Genomic DNA, 24,255 nt, shown 5'->3' on the forward strand with positions numbered 1-24,255 from the left:
GACCGGCCGAAGCAGTTCGCGCGATGATTCCCGGCCGTCCGGCCTTTCCCATACGATCGCATTTCAACAATCAGCTCAGGGCCGACGTCCCCACACGGGCCCCGTCCACGTGTGCGAGGAAGTCTTCATGCCGCCCTACCAGCCTTCCGCGGACTGGCAGTACGAGATCCCGACCGCGGGAAGCAAGCGCCTTCCGCCCGCGGCCCGTTACGTCGAATCGCTGACGCACCAGGGATACGGCTTCGAGGCGGCAATCGCCGACCTCGTCGACAACTCCATCGACGCGGGTGCCCGTAACGTCGTGATCAGCTTCCTCCGGGACGACCAACGGCTCGTGGGGCTGCTGGTGGTGGACGACGGCTCCGGCATGAACGACGAGGCGCTCGACACCGCCATGACGGTCGGCGGACGCCAGGAATACGGGGACAGCGCACTCGGTCACTTCGGGGCCGGCCTCAAGGCCGCCTCGCTCTCGCACGCCGACTCCCTCACCGTGATCAGCCGCACCAGACGCAGTCCGTCGACCGGCCGCCGCTGGCTGACCGCCAGCGCCCGGGCCGACTTCACGTGCGACATCGTGGACCCCCGCTACTGCCAGGCGCTCGTCGACCGCTACGACGGTCTGATCGAGTGGCACGGCACGATCATCCGCTGGGACCGGGTCAGGGCCTTCGAGACGATCACCACCGGCCAGGCCGACCGTTTCCTGAACGACGCCATCGAGAAGCTGGAGACCCACCTCGGTCTCCACCTCCACCGCTTCCTGGCCCGCGACGACTTCAACGTCGACATCGTCGTCGAGGACGTGACGACGCGGGAGGAGCTCGATCACCGCGGCGTCGAGCCGATCGACCCGTTCGGCTACCGGGTCTCCGGCCGGCCCGGCTATCCGCGCACCTTCACCGCCCCGGTGGAGGGTGTCGGCGAGGTCCCGCTGACCGCCCACATCTGGCAGCCGAAGTCCCCGCTGGTGAGCTTCCGGGGCATCGGCCCGCTCGCCGAGCGCCAGGGGTTCTACATCTACCGCAACGACCGGCTCGTCCAGGCGGGCGGCTGGAACAGCACGCGCAGCCCGGAGGGCCACCTCGCCCTCTCCCGGATCGTCATCGACCTGCCGGCCGAGGCGAACGACGTCTTCAGCCTCACGGTCAAGAAGGACGGCGTGAGCGTCACCCCGGCCTTCGCCCGCGGCCTGGAACAGGCCCGGGACAGCGCGGGGAACGACTTCGCGTCCTACGTCAAGGAGGCGGAGGCGACCTACCGGGAAGCGGCCCGCCGCGCCACCGAACCCCAGCGCAAAGCGGTTCTCCCCGCGGGCAAGGGCCTCGACCCCCGGCTGAAGCGCACGTTGCGCGACGAGCTGCCCGAGTTGGAGGGCGAGGACCCGATCACGTTCCGCTGGGACAGCCTGCACTCCGACGTGTTCTTCGAACTCGACCGCGAGGAACGGGTGGTGAAGCTCAACAAGGAGTACCGCCAGGTCTTCAACGGCGGGCGCCGGGGCGGTCTGAACGACGCCCCGGTGGTGAAGAGCATGCTCTACCTCATGGTCAACGAGATCTTCCAGAAGGAACGGGTCCGGGCCACCCACCTCGACAACATCGCCCTGTGGAACAGCGTCCTCGTGACGGCCGCGCGCTGCGAACTCGCACGCTGAGCGTTTCCGTCCGAGCCGCCCAGCCCCCGCCGAGGAAGGGATCCGCCACATGACCGACCATCTGCTCCGGCTCCACGGGGACGTCCTCGCCGCGATGCGCCGCGGGCCCAGGAACTTCGCCAAGCTCGCCTTCGCCCTCGCCGAGGACGAGGAGCCCGTCGACGCGGAACAGGGCAGCTTCCGGGACCGCGTCACGGGCGCGGGCGCGGGCGACGAGCTGACCGCGCTGTGGCACCGGACGCTCACCGCCTGGGACCTGGCGGAGCAGGCGGACTGGTCGACGGCCCCGCCCCGTACGGACGAGCGGCGGACGGCCGCGTACGACCGCCTCGGCCTCGACGCCGGCCTGCGCAAGGCGCTGGACCACGCGGTCCCGGTGTTCAAGGAGCCCGGCCCCACGATCATCAGCACCACGCCCACCTCGTGGTACTCCCGCGACACGGCCGCAGTCCGGTCCTTCTACTGGACGGGGTACGAGCAACTCCTGCGCCGCAAAGGCTGGTCGGACGCCGCCGTGGCAGGCCTCGACGAGGCGAGCCACGCCGTGGTCGAGCGGCTCGCGGACCCGATGCGCCCCGACGCCTACGGAGCCCGGGGCCTGGTCGTCGGATACGTCCAGTCCGGCAAGACCGCCAACTTCACGGGCGTCACGGCCAAGGCCATCGACGCGGGCTACCGCCTTGTCATCGTCCTCGGCGGCACGCTCAACCTGCTGCGCGGGCAGACCCAGCGCCGCCTGGACATGGAGCTGATCGGCCAGGAGAACATCCTGCGCGGCGCGGTTCCCGACGACCCGGAAGCCCTGATCGGCGTCGATTACCAGGACGACGAGGACTGGCCGGAGAAGTTCGTGAGCCACCACGGCCGCCCGTCCGCGCTCGGCGCCTTCGACATCGAGCGTCTCACCACCCGGGACGACGACTACAAGAGCCTCGCCACCGGGATCCGCGCCCTCGAATTCGACAAGCAGGTCCGCACACAGCCGCTGCACGTGCCGGACAACCTCCACCGCGCCGCCGCCCGCGTGATGGTCGTGAAGAAGAACAAGTCCGTCCTGAGCAAGCTCATCAAGGACCTCAAGAAGATCGGCGGCCCGCTGCTCTCCGAGATCCCCACGCTGATCATCGACGACGAGTCGGACCAGGCGTCCGTCAACACGACGGACCCGAAGAAGTGGGAGGAGGGCAAGGTCACCCGTACGGCGATCAACGGCCAGATCTCCCAGCTCCTCGGACTCCTCCCCCGCGCCCAGTACGTCGGCTACACCGCGACGCCCTTCGCCAACGTCTTCGTCGACCCGGGCGACGGCCACGACATCTTCCCGCGCGACTTCCTGATCTCCCTGCCGCGCCCGACCGGTTACATGGGCGTCCAGGACTTCCACGACCTGGACCGTACCGACGAGTCGGCCGTCGGGAGCGCCGAGCGGGCACACGTACGCGGCATCTACGACGACGCCCGCGGGGACCGGCTCTCGGAGGCCCTCGACGCCTTCGTCCTCTCCGGCGCGCTGAAGCTGTACCGCCTGGCCCAAGACCCTTCCCTGGAAGGCGACTTCCGGCACCACACGATGCTCGTCCACGAGTCCGTGCGCATGGCCGAGCACACCGCCCTGGCTCTGCGGATCAGCTCGATATGGCACCAGGCCGCCTACACGGGCCAGGAGGGCCACGCCCGCCTGGCGGCCCTCTTCACCTCGGACTTCCAGCCCTTCGCCGACGACGGACTGCCCACGCCCGCCTCGTACGAGGAACTGAGGCCGCACGTCTCCCGCGCCCGCCAGCTGATCAACTCGGGCGGGACGCCGGTCCTCGTCGTCAACGGCGACACCGAACGCGACTACGACCAGCCCGAGCTGGACTTCGACCGGACCCCCAACGTGTGGAAGATCCTCGTCGGCGGTACGAAGCTCTCCCGCGGCTTCACGGTCGAGGGCCTGACGGTGACGTACTACCGCCGCAGGACCCAGCAGGCCGACACCCTGATGCAGATGGGCCGCTGGTTCGGCTTCCGCCCCGGATACCGCGACCTGGTACGCCTCTACATCGGCCGTGCCGAACCCGCGGGCAGGACCGGGACGGTCGACCTGTACGAGGCCTTCGAGGCGATCTGCCGCGACGAGGAGACGTTCCGCGCCCAGCTCACCCGCTACGCCACCCTGATCGACGGCAAGCCGCAGGTGACCCCGGCCCAGATCCCGCCCCTGGTCTCCCAGCACCTGTCCTGGCTGAAGCCCTCGGCCCGCAACAAGATGTTCAACGCGGAGCTGGTCGAGATCCGCTCCCCGGGCGAGTGGGTCGAACCGACGGCCTACCCGACCGCCCCGGCGGACCTGCGCCACAACGCGGAGGTGTGGCGGCCGGTGCTGGACCTGCTCAGCACCGACGCCGTCACCTTGCCGCGCGACGTACCCGCCGGCGGCCTCGGCGACAGTTTCGAGGCGCAGATCGGCACTCTCGATCACGAGGCGATGCTCCAGGTCCTCTGCGACCTGCGGTGGTCGGTTCCCTCCCAGTTCTCACCCCATCTGGAGTCCCTGCTCTCCGCCGGTGAACGCGCCGAGGGCATCGACGACTGGCTGGTGATCCTCCCGCGTCAGACGTCGTCCCGTCGTGTCGAGGCAAGCCTCCTGGGGTCGCGTCCCCTTTCTCTCGCCCACCGTGCTCGGCGACGTGGCGATCTCTTCGGCGCCATCAGTGAGCCGAAGCATCGTGAAGCCGCACTAGGGATCGCACGCGCGGACGACGCCGCAAGCCGGCCCGTTGACAGAAGCCCGGAATCGTTGGCGCGTAAGCGGCGCGGCGTGGTCGTCCTCTATCCCGTGGTGGAAGAGAAGCCCCCGACCGTATCCCCTGCCGGAGCAATAGCCCCGGAGCGCCTCGTCATGGCCTTCGGCTTGGTCGCGCCCCGTTCGCCGACCGCCCCTCAGCGAAACCTGGTGCGCTTCCGGACCATCGATTCGACCAAGAAGGATTCCGTGATCATCGAACGCGGTGCGGGCGGTTCGTAGGAGACTGGTGGTGATGAGCGCGAACACGGCCCGACCCTCGTCCCCCGGCGTCTCCGCCCGGATGAGCCGCCAAGCGAGCCGCGACACCGAGCCCGAAGTCGCGGTGCGGAAGCTGCTGCACGCGGCGGGCTATCGCTTCCGGGTGAACGCCAGGGTGCCGGACATGCCCCGGCGCACGATAGACATCGCCTTCACGCGGGCCAAGGTCGCCGTGATGATCGACGGCTGCTTCTGGCACGGCTGCCCCGTTCACGCAACGCAACCGAAGTCGAACGCCCAGTGGTGGCGGGACAAGCTGGACCGGAACATGGCCAGGGACCGCGAGACGACCGACCATCTGGCTGCGGCGGGGTGGACGGTGCTGCGATTCTGGGAGCACGAGGCACCGGAGGGGGCGGCCGAGCTGGTGGCAGCGGCCGTCGACGGACGGCGTGGAACGAACGAGGACGGGGGCCCATGAACAAGCTGAGGTTCGTCGATGTGTGCGCGGGGGCCGGGGGACTGGCCCTGGGGTTCGAGAAGGCGGGTTTCGAGCCCGTCCTGCTGTTGGACAAGAAGCGGATCGCCTGCGAGACGCTCCGGATGAACCGACCGACATGGAACGTGCTGGAGGCGGATCTCCTGGACTTCGACCCGGCCGAACACCGGCAGACCTACGACGTGGATCTCCTGTCGGCCGGACTTCCCCGGGTGAAGTCCAACGCGACGGTTGCGCGGGTCGAGACGGAGGAGGAACAGCGGCTGCTGGAGGCCTCGGTCCTCCTCGCCCATGCCATCCAACCGCGCGCGCTGGTGATCGAGAACGTTCCGGGGCTGGTCGACTCCCCGAAATTCGAGAGCATCCGCGATTTCATCCGGAAGGAACTGGAGCACCTGGGCTACCGCTTCCGTTGGTTCGTCCTGAACGCCGCCGACTTCGGCGTGCCGCAGGATCGCAAGCAGGGGGTGCTCGTCGCGCTCAAGGACCAGTACTTCGACGCGTTCGAACCGCCGGTTCCGACGGTCACGGAGCATCTGCCGGTGGGTCGAGCGCTTCGCAGATCGGTGGGCGCCCGCGGTTGGCCCGGCGCCGACGCCTGGGCGGCACAGGCCATCAGTGTCGCTCCGACACTGGTGGGCGGCTCGGACAAGCGGGGAGGTGCGGACCTCGGGCCGACGGGGTCGAAGAAGGCATGGGCTCGGATGAGGGTCAACGGCGGAACGGTGGCCGACGAGGTTCCGGGCCCGAACGACGACGTGTTCGAGTTGATCAAGCTCACGGACGCGCAGGCGGCGATTCTGCAGGCGTTTCCGCAGGAGTGGCAGTTCGCGGGAAAGAAGACCGCCCGCTACCGGCAGATCGGCCACGCCTCTCCCCCGCCGGTCGGAACGGCGCTCGGGCGGGCCGTTGCCACCGCCCTGAAGGGCTGATCCGCGCGCCGGGGAGGGCACCGGAGGAAGCGCCTTCCCCGGTCTGATCGCCGGCTACACTTGCACACCATGACCCACCCCTCTCCCCCTTCGCTCCCCTCTGTGGAATTCGGGATCGTTGATCTCTTCGCAGGGCCCGGCGGCCTCGACATCGCCGCCACGATCATGAAGGACGAGGGCGTCGAGAGCATCGGTGTCGAGTGGGACGACGCGACCCGCGCCACACGTGCGGCGGCCGGCCTCCTGACCACCGACGTGAAGGATGTCGCCGAGCTCGGCCCGTGCGACCCCTCGGTCTACGAGGCCACTGTGCTCACCGGCGGGCCGCCCTGTCAGTCATTCTCGGTGGCAGGCAACCGCGAGGGCCATCAGGCGCTCGACGACGTGAAGAGGCTGGCCACCCGGTTGATGGGTCACGAGGACGAGGCCTCGTTCGACGTGGCCTGGAAAGAGGTCAAGGACGAGACCGACGCGATGTCGGACAACCGGACCGGGTTCGTGCTGCAACCACTGCGCTGGATCATGGAGGCGAAGCTCAAGCGCGAGCGGCCGTACAAGGTGATCGTGCTGGAGCAGGTGCCGACCGTGCTTCCGGTGTGGAGGCACTTCGCAGAACTCCTTCGGGGCGTCGGCTACGCCGCCGATGCCCACGTGCTGCACACCGAAGATTTCGGGGTCCCTCAGACACGACGCAGGGCTGTCCTGATCGCCCAGCACGATCCGACGAACGTGCGCCGCAAGCCCCTCTTTCCCGAGGCGACGCACCAGAGGTACCGGAAGGGCGCCGTACGGTTTCCGCCCAGAGATGCCGATCAGAAGGCATCGTTGTTCGACGACATCAAGCCCTGGGTCTCCATGGGAGACGCGCTCGCCGGCACGCGGACGACCGAGTTCGTCATGGTCTCCAATTACGGGTCCGGCGGCGACCCGAAGAAGCGGGGTCGCCGGGAGTCCGGGGAGCCCGCCCCGACGGTCACCGGCAAGGTACGACGCAACCGCCTGTACACCTTGCGGAAGGACGGCGCGGGCGAGGTCGTGCTCAGGCCGGAGGACGAACTCGAGCGCCTTTCCCCGCGGGAAGCCGGTCTGCTCCAGTCCTTCCCCGCGGAGTACCCCTGGCGCTCCACCGATGTGGCCCAGCAGATCGGGAACGCCATCCCGCCGAGGCTGTCGCTGCACATTCTGAGCATGGCGCTGTTCAACAAGCCTCCGCGGAAGGAGTGGTACGAGCAGTTGGAGAAGTGGAGTCCCCAGGACGAAGCGCCTCAGGCAACGGTGCCGGCGGCCGCTCTGTCGGCGCCTCCTCAGGTCTCGGCGCCGTCCCGTTCGTCCGCGTCCGAGCGTCCCCTCACCGGCGCTTCGGCGAAGAGCTCCGCGAAGTGATCGACTAGTACGTTGACCGAACGCTCCGGAGTCTTCTCTTCGTACGGCCCGACGGGCAGCTCCCTGCGCGGGACGGCAGGAGCTGACTCCGACGCCTCGATCCACTCCCGCAGGGGCCTGCCATCCCGTTCGGCGTCGGGCGCGATGATGTCGTACATCAGCGTCGCGGCGGAAGCCTTGATGGCCGCCACCAGTGCGTTCACCTCCCGGCCGGTCCGCACGGTGCCGCGCTCCATCAGGCGAACGGTCGCCTGCGCCGTCGGCCGGTGGTCGATCACGTCGACCCGCAAGGCGGTGTTCAGCATGTCCTGGTTGGAGCACACGGTCGCCACCGGTCCGTAGTCGGGACCGTCGCGGAACAGCTCGGCGGTCCACCACAGTCGGGCGAACGCCTGGGTGTAGGCCGGCCCTCGGAACCGCCGGGAGGCGACCTTCGGCGGAGCATCCTCCGATTTGGCCACCAGGTGGCGCCAGACCACGTAGTCCGGAGCCACCCCCAGGGCCAGGTAGTTCCAGATCCGACGGTCGGCCGCCTCCCGCCGGGTGAGCCTGAGCGTCGCGTGGAGGCGCGGTGCCAACCAGGCGTCGGCGCTGGTCGGTCGGTCGTCCCGGAACTGATACATCGCGTCGTCGATCAGGTCGCGCACCGGGGCCAGTTCCGCACGGCTCTCGCTGTCGTGGGGCAGCGGTTCGGTGACCTTGTTGAGCGCTATGGCCTGGGCGTCCTCCTTGCCCGACAGCAGACCTTCGGTGAGGTACTGCGCCGCGTTGAGGTCCGCCAGCAACGCCAGGCGTTCCGGGAGGAGGTTCGGCTTGTCGGTCATGCGTCGGTCCCCCTGTGGATACTGTCCAGGCCGCGGATGGTGGCGCTCAGCGCCTTCGGCACGTCACCTCTGCGCGTGGCGGCGTAGTGGATGCGCGGCTGGAGATCGGTCCAACCGGATGTTCCGGTCCGTCGCCGATGAACCTCCCCCAGCGCGTCCTCGACCGGGAGATCGGGCACGACGTCGGGCAACATCTCGCGCAGCACCTCGCCTCTCCAGTCGCGAGGGAACAGGGGTGTGCCGTCGTCCTCGATCTCCAGGTCGCCAATGGCGGTGTGGAAGACGGCGGTCCACACGTCCGTGCACATCTGGGCGATGAGCAGATCCCGCACCATGTTGTCGACCGAGGTGCCGTTACCACCGACGAGGTCGGAGACTCCCTCGAAATCCTTGTTGATGTGGACGACGGGAAGGTCGCCGGACGTGTCCACGGCCCAAGGCACCTCCTGGAAGCGACGCAGCCACTGCGGGCCCTCACGGAATCCGACCTCGACGACCTCCAGTTCCCTTTCACGCAGCGGGGCTTCGGCCTTCAGGTCGATGATCCAGTCCTTGGCCGAGGCGGCGATCTCGCGTCCCGGCACGCCGTCCACCGTGGCGACGACGTGGACGGACATCGTCGGCCGGTCCAGATGGTCCGCACGCCACAGATCGAGCTGTCCCTCCCACTTCCGCCCGTTCTCCGCACCGGGGGCGAGGGCCGTGCAAATCCGTGTGTTGGTGGCCCCTTCGCTCAGCACGACGACGACCGCCAGGTCGGTCCACGGGCTGTCGGGAACGGTCGCCCGGCCCGGCACGGTGGCGGAGACCCTCATACGGAGCCACTCCCAGTCGTCCCGTCCCGTCGAGCCGGGCGCGACGACCTGCTCGACTGCGGAGAAGGCGCTGGTGTCGAGGGGGTCCCTGATGTCTTCCGGGCCCCGCAGCTCGACGGAGGTGACCCGGAGTGACACGACACCGGGAAGTCGCTGATACGGGTATGCCCTCATGCCTGGACCCCCTTGTCGGTGCGGAGTTCCACGACGAGGCCGCTGAACTGGGCGCGTACGGGATGGGTGGTTACGTCGGTGGTTCCCCGGAACGTCGCGGTGCGCGCGCCGGGGGCGAAGCGGATCGTGCCGTCGATGACTTCGCAGTTGTGCACGGCGACCAGCTCCGACCAGGCCAGAACCGGTCGGGGCCCGGAGCGCACGTCGAGCTTGGCCACCGGTGCGGGGCGCCAGGAATCGCCGCCGGCGGGGATCTTCATCTCGGCCGTGAAGCACCACGCACCGCTGTCGTCGATCCTGGCGTCGAGCTCCACCAGCGTCGGCGGGCCTGCCGGGGGCGTGGGTCGAGACCTCTTGCGCCCTCCCACGGACAGACGCTTGCGTAGTCGTTCCGGGCCACCCTTGCGACTCTTCCTGGGCAGGGCGACCAACTCGCGCACGGCCTTGTTCGCCTGGTTCGTGAGTGCGCCGATCCGGCGGTACGCGGAGGGCGAATACAGCATGCGTAGCTCCTCCGTCTGCCCCCACTTGTCGTGCTCGGGCGGTTCGGAGGCGCGCAGGAAGGCCTCGGCCTCGTCCGCGAAGGGAGCGTCGTCCCCCGCCGCTCTGCCCGCGAGCAGGACGGCCTGGAACGGGTTGGTGCCCACCGGTAGACCGGGCACCCAACCGATCTTGACCGTCATGCGGTTGCCCCGCATGGTCGTCACCCGGTTCGGCTTTCCGTCGTCGCCGTCCTCGGCCTCCGTGACCAGCACGACCGCCCGGTGCTCCACCGGGTTTCCGCGACCGGCGGGGGCGGGCACCATCAGGGGCACGGTCGTCATGGCCACCTGCCCGGTCTCCGTCATCCTGTCGACGGTCGTGCCGTCCAGGAACGCCTGCAGTGCGCGTGTCCGGGAGGGCTGGGTTTCCCGGGGGTCGACACGCGTCTCGGGAATGATCTCCACGCCGTTGCGGAGCGTCCTCACCGATGCTTCCAGAAGGGGCCGCTGTTTGCCGCCGCCGGTCATGGCCGCCCAGAAGTTCCGGCCGAGCGCGTCCTTGAGGCGGTGGTGCATGCGGTGCACGCTGTCCTCGTCCTCGACGTCGGTGTCAGCGTCCGTCCCTTCGACGAGGCTGGCCACGTCGTGCGCGCCGACGATGAGGAAGGACGTGCCGGGCTCGGCGCTCTCCCGGGTGAGGTGGAGGCGCTCGACGCTCTCCTCGTCCGCCCACCACGAGCGGGCCACGTTCACGTCCTCCGCCTCCGGGTCGGGTCGACCGAACCAGGCGGGGCCGGCCCACGGCTTTCCGTCCACCCTCCGCCAGGGAAGGTCGAGCCGTCCGACGAGCCGGCGCTCGGTCCGTCCTTCGTGCGGCTCCGACAGGGTGGAGTTCATGAGGACCAGGCCGAGGCGGCTGGTCGCCCAGAGCGTCGCCTTCCCGAGGCCGTAGGACCCCCCGGCACCGCTCACCGACTTCTGGCTGTCGAGTTGCCGACGCACGACCGCGGCGAAACGACCGGTTTCGTAGTCGTCTCCCGTCAGCCCGGAGGCGTTGTAGTCGTCGATACGGAGAAGCACCAAGCGGTCCCGCTCGTACATGTCGCTCAAGCCGCCCGCGATCATGCGCCCGACCTTCTGGTCCTGCTGCGCGGCCGCCTCGTAGTGGGGCAGCAGATCGTCCCAGCGGATCTCGTCCCGGAATCGGGCCAGAGCCTCGCCCGACAGTTCGTGCAGGGTGTAACGGACCCGGACCGGTTGGGCGAGATCGAGCCGTTCGTCGAGGCTGTTCTGGGTCGCCTCCCGGGCCAGGACGCCGACGTCGGCCTCGAAGGCGAAGGCCGCCGCGTTCCCGAACTCGCGCCCACCGTCGGCGTGTCCGGGACGGTGGTACCAGGAGATCGGCAGGCCGGCCAAGGTGTCGGCGGTGCGGGTGTGGATCGTGCCCAGGTCCGTGCCGAGCGCCTCGGCGATCTTGTGAACCGTCTCCTCGCGAGGCGTCGCGCGGCCCGTGATCCAGGCGGAGACAGCAGCTCGCGTCATCCCGACCCGCTGAGCGAGATCCGCCTGGCTCATGCCTGACTGCTTCAGCTGGCGGGCCAGCCAGGGTCCGAAGTCCATCCCGGTGTCCAACCTCATCACTCCTCGGCTGCGGCGTGCGCCATGACCTGCACGATACACCCACCATTTGACACTGACGATCCGTCCGACAACGACGTTTGACACCTCCCTCCGGAGGCTTCCTTCACATCTTCAACCCCTTGAAAATAAGTCCGGAGATGCCCCGAAGGGGAAGTCTGGGCAGAATCACCCTTCCCGCCTACTTACTTCTTGGGCATCCGAAATGCGCACCCCCGCAAGCATCCCGAAGAGGAGAGGGATCGCTCGCGACAAAGCCTTGCGGGCTGGCCTTTCGGTCATGTAGCTTCGGGGCGGGGACGCTTCACCCCGCGCGACCGGCCCCTTCCTTTCCGGGGGCCTTTTTCGCATGCCATAAATCGCCTTCAAGGGCCACAAAGGAAATCCTGTCCGGGAATCACCAAATCCCTTGCCACGGCCGGAAGAATACGCTTGGCTTCTGGAACGTTTATCGCTCACGTTCTTTTCGCTCCGACCCGCCATCGACTTCTCCGCTCCCGAAGAAACCTTTCCTCCTCGCGATCGCACCCGTCACCCCGGGCGCTCCCGCCCTTCTGCACGTGCGCCATTCTCCGTCACGCTCGGTACACATCCTCAGAGCCCAGGGGGCACCGCCATGAACATCGACCCGCCCGATCCGGACGACGGCCCGTTCGGACTCGTCGAACAGTACGACTCCATCGAAGACCCGCACCTGCGGTCCGAGTTCCTCGACGCCGTCGGAACGACGCGTTCGTACATCAACGCCCTCCGGCGTGACAAGGCGGCGGCCCGCAATGCCTCCGCCCCGGAAGCATCCGGCCCGCCGAAGGGTACGGGGCCGCGGCGCCGCGTGCCGCCTCTGCTCCGCAATCGCGGCACGACCAGCCGCCCGCCGAAGGACGCGGGCTCCGTCCGGAACAAGCGCCGCCGGAACCGTGCGCGCCCGGGATTCGTCGTCATCATCTTCAAGCTCGACTGACCCGGCACATCGTCGGACCCGGAACTCCTATCGTGGAGTCGGGGCAGGCCGCATCCCCCGCTGCCGCCGGCCCCGGCTCCACCCGCGTTCAGCTCACAGCCACGGATTGGAAGACTTTGAACCACCCCTACGTGACGGACAGTTCGGGCGGGACCTCCGTCATCCGGACGATCATCGACCAGTCGGCGCGCATGCTGGCGGCGTATCGGATCGATCCGGGGTTGATTCTTGAGCATGCCAACGGCGAACGGCGAATCACTCAAGGCGGTTACGGGGACCGCCAATTGTTCGAGCTCGTCCAGAACGCCGCGGACGAGATCGCGCACTCCCCGGGCGGGAAGGTGCACGTCGTCCTCACCCCGACCCATCTGTACTGCGCGAACGAGGGCAAGGAAGTCACGGCAGAAGGCGCCGAGACCATTCTCCGCATGAGCGTTTCGAAGAAGCGCGGAGGTCAGATCGGCCGCTTCGGCGTCGGGGTGAAATCGGTCCTCGCCGTCACCGACACCCCTCAGTTCTTCAGCACATCGGGGGCATTCGGATTCGACCGGGCCTGGTCGCGCGAGGAGATCCGAAAGGCCGGCGGGGACCCGGTGGACGCCGATTTCGAGGCCCCCGTCCTACGCATGGCGCGCCCCCTGGACGCCGCGAAGGAGCGCTCGACCGACCCGGTCCTCCACGAACTGCTCGGCTGGGCCACGACCGTGGTACGCCTTCCCCTCCTGCCCGGGGCGGCCGATCGACTCCGGCACGACATCCACGCGGCCGCCGGTAGCCACGAGGCGCAGCGGGAGTTCCCGGCACGCTTCCAGTTGTTCTCCCACCACGTGGGCGCGGTGGTTCTGGAAGACCGACGAGCCATGCCGCAGATCCGGCGGGAGATCACGGTCGAGCACGAGGGCGTCGTGCACACGGTCCACGAGGCCCGTACAGGCAAGCCGGAGTCCCACGCCACCTGGAAGGTGTTCACCCATTCCCACCGGCCCTCCGACCGGGCACGGGCCGGCGCGGGCGAGATGCACGACCGGGTGACGATCGACGTCTCGTGGGCCGTACCCGAATACACCGGTGACACGGTCCTGACCACCCCCAGGGGGCGGGGGGAATTCTGGTCGTTCTTCCCGACCAAGTACCCGATGACCCTGGCAGGCATTCTGAACGGAGCCTGGAAGACAAATGAGGACAGACAGAACCTTCTGGACTCCAGCCCGTTCAACGAGGAGATCATCCAGGTCGCGGCGAAGCTGGTCGTCGGATCACTGCCGCAGCTGGCTCCGGCCGAGGACCCCGGCGCGTATCTCCCCCTGCTCCCCGGTCGGACGAGGGAGTCGGAGACTCTCAACTGGGCCGACAAGTATCTGACCGAACAGATCTGGAAGCTGACCGCCGAACTCCCTTCCCTTCCCGACCAGGATGGCGTCCTTCGGGTTCCCCTCGAGTTGCGCGTCCATCCCGCGCCGGTGGGCAAGACACCGCTCAAGCTCGACTGGCTCCGGAGGTGGAACGCCTACCCCGGGCGTCCGACGGACTGGGTCCACCCCTCCGTGGAGGCCGCCGAGTTCCGTGCCGGCAAAGTGGGGCACATTCTGGAGCAGACGAGGCAGGGGCGGGCGACCGTTCGGGAGTGGTTGGAGGCCCTGGTCTCGGACGGTACGGCCGAGGCCTCCGCCGTCGCGATCCGCATCTTCGCCGCGATGGTCCGCGAAGGGTCGCCCTTCGCGGACCAGGCCCGCGCGGCCCGCATCGTGTTGACCGAGGAGAGCGGGTTGGTGCCCGCCGTGGTGGGCAAGGTCTTCCGCAGGGCCGTCCAGGACGGACTGCGGGACGGTACGACGTACGTGGATCCCGCTCTGTCCGAGGACGAGTCGCTCATCCAGGACCTCAACACCATCGGCATTCGGGAGGCCGATTCCCGAGGACGCTTCATCGGTGTTCTGGAGCAGGGATTCACCGGCTACGGTCCGCAGGACTGGGCACGTTTCTGGGAGCTGTTCCACAGCGCGGGCGGCAGCCAGGTGAGCGGCGAGGTGATCGCCCGCGTGCCCGACCCGATGGCGACGCTGTCGGTCCGCACCGTGGACGGGCGCTTCCACCGCATGCGCGACTGCCTCCTGCCCGGGCAGGTCGTGCCCCCCGACGGGAGCCGGGACCGGTCCGTCGCCGTGGACCTGGACTTCCACTCCGACGACCGGATGGTCTTCCACGAGTTCGGCCTGCGTGCGGCTCCGACAGCCGGTCACCGTCCGTCTGCGGACGAGGCATGGTTCGGCGAGTACTCGACTGCGATCTACGACAGCTACTGCCGGACATTGAGCAGCAACGCGTCACGTCCGAGTCTCACCAGGCTCAAACTGGAGGGCTCTCCTGTCGGCGGGCCGTTGCACCTCCTGGAGCTCCTGTCGGACGAGGGGCGGGCGGCCTTCGTGAAGGCGCTGCCCGACGGGAGCGTCATCGATACCTGGACCATGCAGTTCGGCACCCAGGTGTCCACACGCAAGCCCGTCTACTCCCCGCTGCGTTGGATGCTGGTACGGCTCGGCCGGGTCCCCACCTCGCAGGGCGTCGTCCCGGTCTCCGACGCCGTGGGTCCTCAGCTGCACGCGTACGCCGATGTCCTGCCCGTCGCGGACATCAGCGCCGAGAAGGCCCGCAAGCTTCACCTGCCCACGCTGGTGGAGGACGTTCCGGCGAAGCAGTGGGCCCGCCTGCTCGAACAGCTCGGCTCCAGCGACGACGACACTTTCGTGGGGCGTACGTACGTGATGCTGACCCGGCTGGGGGTCGACTTCCCCGAGGGAGAGCTCACCCGTTGCCGGATCGGTTCGGAGTGGTCCGCGCGGGAGGACGACAAGATCGCCGTCGCGGCCTCCGAGGCGGAGTACCGCACGCTGCGTGCGGAGCAGATTCCGGCGCTGCTCGCGGGCAGTGACGAGGACGCCGCCCTGCTCGTCAAGACGTGGGGCATGCTGCGATACAGCGACGTCGTCAGCAAGGAGACGCGGCATGTGGGTATCGGCGAGCCCACACTTCTGCACGACGAGTTCCCCACACTCCGCCAGCGGATGGGAAATGCCGTCAACAACTACCGGTTGCAGCCCTGCTCCGAGCTGGAGGAGGTGACCCGTACCCCCCAGGGCACCCGGTCCACACCCCTCAAGAGCGCGCTCCAGGACAACACCGTGCTCGTCCTCGAACCCACGGGCCGGCTCGCTGCCCTCGTGGCGGTCGACCGCGAGCTGCGCTGGGGGCTGAAGGAAGCGGGATGCCGGGCAGTCCTCGACGCCCAGGAGCGGCAGGAGGCCGACCAGCAGCTCCAGGCGGCCCTGCGCCGGGTCCGGGAAGCGGAGAGCGTCGAGGGGAAGCTGGAACTGCTCATCGGCGAAGCCGCGCTCCGGGCGGGTCTGCCGCCCGGCCTTCTGGAGAGCGAGCGCGCGGAGTTGGGGGACGTCGAGCCGTCGGCCCGCCGGATCGCGCGGATGGCGTACAACGCCCACGGGGACGGCGTTCTGCAGATGCACACCCGTGATCTGCTGGCCGCCTATCCGAGTCATGCCCCGTCCGGCTTCACCGGCTCCTCGCCCGCGGTGAAGTTCGTCTCCGACTTCGGATTCCCCGACTCCTTCGCCGGCACCAGGACTCCATCACTGCCGCCGAGGATCGAGATTCCGGGGCCCACCGAGTTTCCCCGTCTGCACGACTACCAGGAGCGCCTCGCGGCGAAGGTCTTCGCGATGCTCGACCGGTTCGCACCGCAGCGCGGGATGCTGTCGCTGCCCACCGGCGCGGGGAAGACCCGGGTGGCGGCAGAGGCCGTGATCCGCTGGGTCAAGTCCGTCGGAGAGCTGGACGGTCCCATCCTCTGGATCGCCCAGACCGAGGAGCTCTGCGAGCAGGCCGTCCAGAGCTGGAGCTTCGTCTGGTCGAAGGTCGGCGCGGAGAGCCCGCTCACCATCAGCAGGCTGTGGACCACCAACGAAGCGGGTCCGGTGAGCGATCGCCCGCACCTCGTGGTCGCGACGGACGCGAAGCTCCGGAACTGCCTCGACACCGAGGGATACGCCTGGCTCCGGCAGGCGAGTCTGGTCATCGTCGACGAGGCGCATGTCGCCATCTCGCCCCAGTACACGAAGATCCTCGAGCAACTCGGCCTGACCGCTAGGGATACGGGTCGCCATCTGCTGGGGCTCACCGCGACCCCGTTCCGCAACACGAACGACGCGGAGACCCGACGCCTGGTCCAACGCTTCGGTGGACAGCGCCTCGACGACGGTGTCTTCCCGACGGGTGACGCCTACGGGGAACTGCAGGAACTCGGCATGCTGGCCAAGGTCGATCACCGGGAACTCCTCGGCGGCACCATCGAGCTGACCAACGACGAGAAGGAGCGGGCCGACCAGATGAGCCTGCTGTCGAAGGCCGCCGAGCAGCGTCTCGCCGACGACCACGACCGCAACAAGCGCATCCTGGAGGAGATCGGCGCGATGCCCGCCGACTGGCCCGTCCTGGTGTTCGCCACCTCGGTGGCTCACGCCAAATTCCTCGCCGCGAAGCTCAAGGACCGGGACATCACCGCCGCTTCGGTGGACTCGGCCACCTCGGCGGGCGAGCGCAGGAAGAGCATCGACGACTTCCGTCGCGGTCGCGTGCGTGTCCTCACGAACTACGGTGTCCTGACGCAGGGGTTCGATGCTCCGGCCACCCGGGCCGTGGTCGTCGCCCGCCCCACCTACAGTCCGAACGTCTACCAGCAGATGATCGGTCGCGGTCTGCGCGGTCCCGGCAACGGGGGCAAGGAGACCTGCTTGATCCTCAATGTCCGGGACAACATCACCAACTACGGCAAGGCGCTCGCCTTCACGCAGTTCGAGCACCTGTGGAGGGCCAAGTGACCGACGCGTACCACGACAGCCCGCCATTGACCGAGGAACAGCGGGCCGTGGTCGAGCAGCCCTGGGACGCCCGGCTGCTGGTCACTGCCGGCGCGGGCGCGGGCAAGACACACACGCTGGTCCGCCGGCTCGACGCCCTGATGGGGCACGAGGACGACGCGCTGGAGGCTGGTGAGATCCTGGTGCTCAGCTTCTCGCGCGCGGCGGTCCGCGAGCTGCGCGAGCGCATCGCGCTGCACGCCCGGGAGGCACGTCGGGTCCGGGTGCAGACATTCGACTCCTGGGCGTACTCGGTGCTGCGCGCAGAGCAACCCGATCGGGATTGGGGTGCGCTGCGCTTCGACGAGCGGATCAGGGAGACGACCGAGGCCGTTCTCCGGGGCGCGGTCGAGGGGAGCGAACAGGGCACCCCCGCCCACGTGGTGATCGACGAGGTCCAGGACCTGGTGGGTGACCGCCGGGACATGGTCGAGACGCTGCTCGACCGCTTCCAGGAAAACTGCGGCTTCACGGTGGTGGGGGACGGTGCCCAGGCCATCTTCGGCTTTCAGGTCTCCGACCAGGATGCCCGTGCCGCGGAGACCAACTACTTCTTCGACTGGTTGCGGGCCTCCTATCCGGACGATCTGGTCGAACTGCACCTCACCACCAGCTTCCGGGCCCGGACCAGGGAAGCGCGCACGGCGCTCGCTCTCGGCGGCGCGCTCAAGAGGCTGCCGTCGGAACCCGCCGAATCCGACGCGGCTGGCGAGAAGTTCCATCGGCAGCTGACCGACCTCCTGCGATCGTGCCCCGATCTCAGCCCTCTGGAGGAGCGGTCGACCGTCGAGTCACTCCGCGGCTACCCGGGCACCTGCGCCATTCTCTGCAGGGACAACCGCCAGGCTCTGGTCCTGTCCGAGAAGTTGTTCTCCCTCGCTGTGCCGCACCGGATCCAGCGTGCGTTGCAGGACCGACCTATCCCGGCCTGGGTCAGCTCTGTGCTGCGGGGCACCGGTAGTACCACATTGACCGAGGCGCGCTTCCTGGAACTGCTCGCCGCCGGTCCGACCGCTCCCGTCGGCGACCCTGCGAGGATGTGGCGCTCCCTACGGGGCGCCGCCCGCGCACCCAGAGGGCTGATGGATGTCTCGGCAGTGCGGAGGCTGGTGGCGGAGGGACGTTTCCCCGACGACCTGGCGGCCGTGGAACCCTCGGGCCTGGTGGTGTCGACCGTGCACCGTGCCAAGGGACTCGAGTTCGATCGGGTGATCGTGGTCGAACCGGCCACCACCGCGGAGCTGCGCAAGCAGCACAGCCACGTGGACCCGGCGGCCGAGGCTCGTTCGCTGTACGTCGCGATGACCCGCGCCCGGGACGACCTGTTCCGCATCGTGGCACCGGACACGGCACTCGTGCGCCGGGACCGGGTGACCGACCGGTGGTACATCGGCGGGTGGAAGCCGTACATCCGCGACGGCATCGTCGCCGGCGGGCAGGACGTGTGTCGGGAGCACCCGCCCGGCACGGACGGCTTCGTCGACGACGCGGCAGCCGTGCAGGACTACCTGGCGTCGTCGGTCTCGCCGGGTGATGTACTGACGCTCCGCCCTCAGCACGAGATGGCCATGGCCGCCGACCAGAGCCCTCCGTACACCGTCTTCCACGGGGATCGCGCGATCTCCGTCGTCTCGGAGCGGTTCCGCAAGGACCTCCACACCTCCCTGAAGATCAACAAGACGTGGGAGATCAACTGGCCGGTGGAGATCACCGGCTTCCGGGTCGACTGTCTGGAGAGCGTCGCGGGCAGTACCGCGTCCGGTGCTCGCGCCGGGCTGGGCGACCACGGCACCTGGACGGTGCCCCGCATGTCAGGGCTCGGGCGCTACAGGCGCGCCGCAAGGAACACGCAGGAAGGCATTGTCGGATGACGGACGGGACCAGCACGCACGCCGCCCACTACGCGCTCCGGGAAGGTCTCGTCGAGCAGCTCCGCAGGGACCTGCTCGGCCCGGGCTCCGCCGACGAGGTCCTGACCCAGGATCCGCCGATCACCACCTATCCGATAGGGGTGTTGTTCCCGAGGGCCTCCGATCTCGAGTCCGGGCGGGCGCTCCAGGAGGACGCAGCCGAGAACGACGGACTCGACGACGCTCCGCTCGTGCGGAGGGGTCGGGACATCGAAGACCCGCTGCCCGAACTCGGTACGGCCCGTGCAGGCGACCGACGCCCCTCGTCCATGGGGCTGACGTTCGCCGTGGACCCGACGATCGCTCCCCGACTTCTCGTGCACACGGACGTCGCGGCCTACGATCCGGTCGACGCCGAGGGGCGCCCGGTGGCCGCCGAGCGGGCCGAGGCCCGGACGGTGTCCGAGCAGAAGGAGCGGTGGCGTCGGCGCGAGCTGTCCGTGCGCCCCGTGACTGTCGATGTGACCGTGCCCTGTCGCTATCGGCTGGACGACATTCGTCAGGGCAGGACGCCGGACGAAACGATCGACGGCCCGGCGTTGGACGTCGTCGTCCGGCCGAAGGCCCACGGGAGCGGTACGGTCACCGTGACGATCACGCTGATCAACACGCATCGCGTGGGCAAGTACGCCCTCCAGGACGCGTTCTGCCTCTACCAGCCCCGCCTGACCGTGACCACCGAGTCCGGTGCGCCCGGCCTGGTCGACCGCCCTTCCGAACGTACGGTGATCGACCCGGAGGTCGCCACAAGTCGACTGCTGCACCGGCACGCGCCGACCTTCGCCATCGGCCACGGCTGCTCGGCGGACTGGGAATGGACACCGCCCCCGATCGGTGACCCGAACATCGGACGCGCGGCGATCACCACCGTACGCACCGAGTTCGTCCCGGCGCACGATGTGCTGCTCACCGACTCCAACCCCGACATCGATGACTCGGCCCTCACCATGGAGGGCCTGGCGACCCGTCCCGAGAACGAGGTCCTGGCCGCGCTCAACGACCTGATGGCAGGGTATGCGGAGTGGATCGACCGCAAGGAGGCTGAGGCAGGGGCCTTCCGGGGCACCCCGCACGAGGCTCCGGCACGGAAGCAGATCGAGCACTGCCGAGCGGCACTGGCCCGCATACGTCGAGGTATCAGGGTCCTCGGTACGGACAGCGAAGCGATGCGGGCGTTCCGTCTCGCCAACCGTGCGATGTCCCAGCAGCGAGGCCGCAGTGAGTGGGTGAAGAACGGCCGGGTGGGCGAACCGGACACGTCCGCGAGTCGGTGGCGACCGTTCCAGATCTCCTTCGTGCTCCTCTGCCTCGAAGGGATCGTGGACCCGGAGCACGACGACCGCCGCATCGCAGACCTCCTCTGGTTCCCCACCGGTGGTGGCAAGACCGAGGCGTATCTCGGTCTGATCGCCTTCACAACCTTCCTGCGCCGCATGCGGCTCAGGGAGCGTGGCGGGGGCGTGACCGTGCTGATGCGCTACACCCTGCGACTGCTCACCCTGCAGCAGTTCGAACGTGCCGCGTCCCTGATCTGCGCCATGGAGCGCATTCGTCTCGGTGACGAACGGACGCTGGGGACGGAACCCATCTCCATCGGCATGTGGGTGGGCCAGTCCGCCACACCGAACAAGCTGTCGGTCGCCGAGGAGAGCCTCGTGGAGCTCCGGAAGGAGAAGGAACTTCAGGAGAAGAACCCGGTCCAACTGCACGCATGTCCTTGGTGCGGCACACGCATCGACGCGTTCCAGTACGAGGTCGACGAGGAGGCGAAGCGGATGCACGTCCGCTGCCCCGACACGTGGTGCGACTTCCGCGACGGGCTGCCGGTCCACCTGATCGACGAGGCCGTCTACGACGCGCGCCCGACGCTGGTGATCGCGACCGTCGACAAGTTCGCTGCCATGCCATGGCGCGAACAGACCGCCGCGCTGTTCAACCGTGACCGCGAGGACGAAACGCCTCCTCCGGAGCTGATCGTCCAGGACGAGCTGCATCTCATCTCAGGGCCGCTCGGAACGCTCACCGGGCTGTACGAGACGGCGGTGGACCTGCTCGCGAACGAACCGAAGATCATCGCGTCGACGGCGACGATCCGTCGGGCATCCGAGCAGGGCAACAGTCTGTTCGCCCGCGAGGTCGCCCAGTTCCCGCCGGCGGGCATCGACGCCAGGGACTCGTGGTTCGCCGTGGAGACGCCCGGCGACCGCAAGGCGAGCAGGCAGTATGTCGGCCTGCTGACGCCAAGCACGAGCCAGTCCACGCTGCTCATCCGTACGTACGCCAACCTGCTCCACCGGGCCGCGCAGGGCGGGGAAGACGGAAAGGTCCGTGACGCCTACTGGACGCTCGTCGGATACTTCAACAGCCTCAGGCTGTTGGCCGCGGCCGAGCTGCAGGTCCACGACGACGTCGAAGCGCACCTCGGCTACCTGGCAGACCGTGACGGCAGCGTACGGCGAAAGATCCTGGAACAGACCGAGTTGACGAGCCGCGCCAACTCCAGCGAGGTTCCGAAGCGCCTGAAGCAGGTGGAACAGCGGCTGGGGCACCCCGATGCCGTGGACGTTCTTCTCGCCACGAACATGATCTCGGTCGGCGTCGATGTGGACCGACTCGGCCTGATGGCCGTCATGGGGCAGCCGCAGACCACGGCCGAGTACATCCAGGCGACCAGTCGGGTGGGCCGCCGCCACCCCGGCCTGGTGGCCGTGATGCTCAACTCGAATCGCTCCAGGGACCGTTCGCACTACGAGAGCTTCCAGCACTTCCACTCGGCGCTGTACCGCGAGGTGGAGTCGACCAGTGTGACGCCGTTCTCCTCCCGCTCCCGCGAACGGGGCCTTCACGCCGTCGTCGTCGCGCTCGCCCGGATCCTGATCCCCACGGCCCGTCCGAACGACGGTGCGGGAAGGATCGACGAGTTCCGCGACGAGCTGGACCGGATCGTGCGGACCACACTGCTGGCTCGGGTCGAGAAGGTCGACAAGGAGGAGTACGACGCTACGGCAGACGCCTACGACGAGTTCGTCGAGTGGTGGTCCGATCTGGCGGCATCCCGGGGCGGTCTGCTCTACGAGCCGAAGCGAGGCAAGCGGACAACCTCGCTGCTGTGCGCGTTCGACGACGAAGACCCCGACGAGAGCGCCTGGCAGACGCTCTGGAGTCTGCGCGATGTCGATGCCGAGTCCGGTCTGTTCATGGAGGCAACCCGATGACCCCGCCCCCCGCCCGACGCCGCCGGACCGGAGCACCGGAGCGCAGCTATCCCCGTCGCGGTTCCGTCCGGCGCGCCCAGATGATCACGACCTACGGCGTCGGGTCGATGGTCGCTGTGGACAACGAATCGTTCATAGTGGCCGGAACCGACTCCTGGAACATCAGCGACGCACCCACCATCCACGAGCACCGCTTGGCCCGGGTCCTCGGGGTGAAATCGTTCCGCCTCCCACCGGCATCGGACGACACGAGCAAGGATGGTGTGCACGTCCGCCGATTCCCTTTGTGGCATTCCTGCCTGAAGTGCCAGGCCCTCCAACACGTAAGGCAGTTCAACTCCCCCCCGGGCAAGAACGAATGCGGTGACTGCGAGGAGGATCTCGTACCCTCACGCTTCGTCATGGCCTGCGCGAAGGGCCACATCGACGACTTCCCGTACTGGAAGTGGGTGCACCGCAAGAACCGGCAGGAGGGCGAGACGGGTCTGTGCGGCGGAGCGATGCGGCTGCGTACGAGCGGAAAGACCGCCTCCCTCCGGTCGGTCCTGATCTCCTGCACCTGCGGAGTGCCCGAGGTATCGATGGAAGGCGCGTTCAGCGGAACGGCCCTGTCGGATCTGAAGGTGTTCTGCAGCGGCAAGCGGCCCTGGTTGAAGGACGCTCCGACCGATCCCTGCTCGGAGAGGCCGCGCACGCTGCAGCGCGGTTCGTCCGTCGCCTGGCAGCCGATCGTGCGAACGGCGTTGTCGATCCCGCCGTGGAGCGACGAGCACTTCACCCGGCTCGAAGACCACATGGATGATCTGCGCGAGATGTACGAGGCGGGCGACGAGCACGGCATCTGCGGCTTCCTCAAGGCCCTCACTCTGAAGAAGCCGTACGAGTTCTCGCCCGAAAGAGTCATCGCCCTGCTCGAAGCGGAGAATCAGGAGGACGCGGACGCCGACGGCGACGCCTCCGTGGACAGTGCCTTCGTCGCGTTGCGGAAGCAGGAATACGAACGCCTGATCGCGGGGCAGCCCGAGAAAAAGTCCGGTCACGAGGACCGGTTCGTCTGCGAGCCGCCTCGTTCCTCTCCGACCGTGCTGGCCCCGTACGGAGTCACGGGTCCGATGCTGGTGAAGCGGCTGCGGGAAGTGCGTGCGCTGAAGGCGTTCTCGCGGGTCGACACCCCGGACACCCGCGCGGACGTGCACGAGGCGGCCCTGTCCCTGAAGGAACTCGACTGGCTGCCCGCGATGGAGGTCCAGGGCGAGGGCGTCTTCCTCCGGCTCGACGAAGAACGACTGGACGACTGGGCCCGGAGCGTCGCCGTGGCGGCGCGTGCCGATCGCATCCGGAACAACCACGCTCGCATGACGCGCGAACGCGCGCAGGATCCGGACTCCGTGCCCGACTCGCCGGCCTCCCCCCGCATGATTCTTCTCCATACTCTGGCGCACGCTCTGATCAACGAGTGGAGCCTGGACGGCGGCTACCCGGCAGCCTCGCTGCGGGAACGGCTGTACACCAGTGACGCCATGGCCGGAATCCTCATCTGTACCGCGACGAGCGACTCCGCGGGCAGCCTGGGGGGCCTGGTCGCGCAGGGCGAACCCGAGCGTCTCCGCCGTTCCTTGGACGCGGCGCTGGACAGGGCACGTTGGTGTTCGGCAGATCCCCTGTGCGTCGAGTCGGAGGGCAGCGGTGTCGGTGGCATCAACATGGCGGCCTGCCATGCCTGCGTGCTGCTGCCGGAGACGAGTTGCGAGCACAACAACGGTCTGCTCGACCGTGCTCTCCTCGTCGGCACGCCGGAAGATCCGTCGATCGGATTCTTCAGTGACCTGCTGGGTTCCTGAGCAGACC

At 68.5% G+C, this 24,255-nt stretch carries 13 protein-coding genes; 10 read left to right on the top strand and 3 right to left on the bottom strand.

Translation table 11 applies throughout. From position 1 onward, the window contains the following. The first annotated feature begins 127 nt into the window (after positions 1 to 127). From ACZ60Q_RS20650 to ACZ60Q_RS20670, 5 genes are all read left to right on the top strand, one after another. Complete coding sequence (locus ACZ60Q_RS20650) at positions 128 to 1,657, top strand: ATP-binding protein (RefSeq protein ID WP_469636385.1); 1,530 nt, start codon at positions 128 to 130, stop codon at positions 1,655 to 1,657. Between the two features lie 49 nt (positions 1,658 to 1,706). Then, on the top strand, positions 1,707 to 4,667 hold the full coding sequence (locus tag ACZ60Q_RS20655) for a Z1 domain-containing protein (RefSeq protein ID WP_469636387.1): 2,961 nt from the start codon (positions 1,707 to 1,709) through the stop codon (positions 4,665 to 4,667). 13 nt (positions 4,668 to 4,680) lie between these two features. Continuing rightward, positions 4,681 to 5,127 carry a very short patch repair endonuclease gene (locus tag ACZ60Q_RS20660; protein WP_469636390.1) on the top strand — a complete coding sequence of 149 codons (447 nt, stop codon included), beginning with the start codon at positions 4,681 to 4,683 and terminating at the stop codon, positions 5,125 to 5,127. Continuing rightward, a complete protein-coding gene (locus ACZ60Q_RS20665; RefSeq protein WP_469636393.1) occupies positions 5,124 to 6,077 on the top strand; it encodes a DNA cytosine methyltransferase in 954 nt (317 codons plus the stop codon). Before ACZ60Q_RS20660 ends, ACZ60Q_RS20665 begins: the two co-directional genes overlap by 4 nt. Before the next feature lie 69 nt (positions 6,078 to 6,146). Further along, on the top strand, positions 6,147 to 7,460 hold the full coding sequence (locus ACZ60Q_RS20670) for a DNA cytosine methyltransferase (RefSeq protein ID WP_469636396.1): 1,314 nt from the start codon (positions 6,147 to 6,149) through the stop codon (positions 7,458 to 7,460). On the opposite strand, the gene ACZ60Q_RS20675 is transcribed toward ACZ60Q_RS20670, so the two are convergent. From ACZ60Q_RS20675 to ACZ60Q_RS20685, 3 genes are read right to left on the bottom strand one after another with little or no spacing between them, the layout of a single operon-like run. Further along, the gene (locus tag ACZ60Q_RS20675) at positions 7,382 to 8,284 is read right to left on the bottom strand and encodes a DUF6339 family protein (protein WP_469636398.1); all 903 of its coding nucleotides are present in this window, start codon (positions 8,282 to 8,284) and stop codon (positions 7,382 to 7,384) included. The two genes, ACZ60Q_RS20670 and ACZ60Q_RS20675, sit on opposite strands and share 79 nt — an antisense overlap. Next, complete coding sequence (locus tag ACZ60Q_RS20680) at positions 8,281 to 9,273, bottom strand: hypothetical protein (protein WP_469636401.1); 993 nt, start codon at positions 9,271 to 9,273, stop codon at positions 8,281 to 8,283. The genes ACZ60Q_RS20675 and ACZ60Q_RS20680 overlap by 4 nt, the downstream gene beginning before the upstream one ends. After that, positions 9,270 to 11,393, bottom strand: coding sequence for a helix-turn-helix domain-containing protein (locus ACZ60Q_RS20685; RefSeq protein ID WP_469636404.1), 2,124 nt, complete (start codon positions 11,391 to 11,393; stop codon positions 9,270 to 9,272). The genes ACZ60Q_RS20680 and ACZ60Q_RS20685 overlap by 4 nt, the downstream gene beginning before the upstream one ends. A 616-nt stretch (positions 11,394 to 12,009) precedes the next feature. Between ACZ60Q_RS20685 and ACZ60Q_RS20690 the strand changes: the two genes are divergently transcribed. The 5 genes from ACZ60Q_RS20690 (at position 12,010) to drmB (ending at position 24,248) form a co-directional block, all read left to right on the top strand. After that, positions 12,010 to 12,354, top strand: coding sequence for a hypothetical protein (locus ACZ60Q_RS20690; RefSeq protein ID WP_469636406.1), 345 nt, complete (start codon positions 12,010 to 12,012; stop codon positions 12,352 to 12,354). Positions 12,355 to 12,470: 116 nt separating this feature from the next. Next, positions 12,471 to 17,243, top strand: coding sequence for a DEAD/DEAH box helicase (locus tag ACZ60Q_RS20695; RefSeq protein ID WP_469636409.1), 4,773 nt, complete (start codon positions 12,471 to 12,473; stop codon positions 17,241 to 17,243). Further along, entirely contained in the window at positions 17,240 to 19,153 is a 1,914-nt protein-coding gene (locus ACZ60Q_RS20700; protein WP_469636412.1) for a UvrD-helicase domain-containing protein, read from the top strand. Before ACZ60Q_RS20695 ends, ACZ60Q_RS20700 begins: the two co-directional genes overlap by 4 nt. Then, positions 19,150 to 22,407, top strand: a complete 3,258-nt coding sequence (locus ACZ60Q_RS20705; RefSeq protein WP_469636415.1) for a helicase-related protein — start codon at positions 19,150 to 19,152, stop codon at positions 22,405 to 22,407. Before ACZ60Q_RS20700 ends, ACZ60Q_RS20705 begins: the two co-directional genes overlap by 4 nt. Further along, positions 22,404 to 24,248 (top strand): DrmB family protein, encoded by a 1,845-nt coding sequence (gene drmB, locus ACZ60Q_RS20710; protein ID WP_469636418.1) that lies wholly within the window; start codon positions 22,404 to 22,406, stop codon positions 24,246 to 24,248. The genes ACZ60Q_RS20705 and drmB overlap by 4 nt, the downstream gene beginning before the upstream one ends. Positions 24,249 to 24,255 lie beyond the last annotated feature (7 nt).

Source organism: Streptomyces sp. NPDC104313 (assembly GCF_055583985.1).

What these genes read in the sequence shown, in the direction of transcription:
- ACZ60Q_RS20650 (WP_469636385.1), top strand. Translation starts at nt 128, where the DNA reads ATGCCGCCCTACCAGCCTTCCGCGGACTGGCAGTACGAGATCCCGACC.
- ACZ60Q_RS20655 (WP_469636387.1), top strand. Translation starts at nt 1,707, where the DNA reads ATGACCGACCATCTGCTCCGGCTCCACGGGGACGTCCTCGCCGCGATG.
- ACZ60Q_RS20660 (WP_469636390.1), top strand. Translation starts at nt 4,681, where the DNA reads ATGAGCGCGAACACGGCCCGACCCTCGTCCCCCGGCGTCTCCGCCCGG.
- ACZ60Q_RS20665 (WP_469636393.1), top strand. Translation starts at nt 5,124, where the DNA reads ATGAACAAGCTGAGGTTCGTCGATGTGTGCGCGGGGGCCGGGGGACTG.
- ACZ60Q_RS20670 (WP_469636396.1), top strand. Translation starts at nt 6,147, where the DNA reads ATGACCCACCCCTCTCCCCCTTCGCTCCCCTCTGTGGAATTCGGGATC.
- ACZ60Q_RS20675 (WP_469636398.1), bottom strand. Translation starts at nt 8,284, where the DNA reads ATGACCGACAAGCCGAACCTCCTCCCGGAACGCCTGGCGTTGCTGGCG.
- ACZ60Q_RS20680 (WP_469636401.1), bottom strand. Translation starts at nt 9,273, where the DNA reads ATGAGGGCATACCCGTATCAGCGACTTCCCGGTGTCGTGTCACTCCGG.
- ACZ60Q_RS20685 (WP_469636404.1), bottom strand. Translation starts at nt 11,393, where the DNA reads ATGAGGTTGGACACCGGGATGGACTTCGGACCCTGGCTGGCCCGCCAG.
- ACZ60Q_RS20690 (WP_469636406.1), top strand. Translation starts at nt 12,010, where the DNA reads ATGAACATCGACCCGCCCGATCCGGACGACGGCCCGTTCGGACTCGTC.
- ACZ60Q_RS20705 (WP_469636415.1), top strand. Translation starts at nt 19,150, where the DNA reads ATGACGGACGGGACCAGCACGCACGCCGCCCACTACGCGCTCCGGGAA.
- drmB (WP_469636418.1), top strand. Translation starts at nt 22,404, where the DNA reads ATGACCCCGCCCCCCGCCCGACGCCGCCGGACCGGAGCACCGGAGCGC.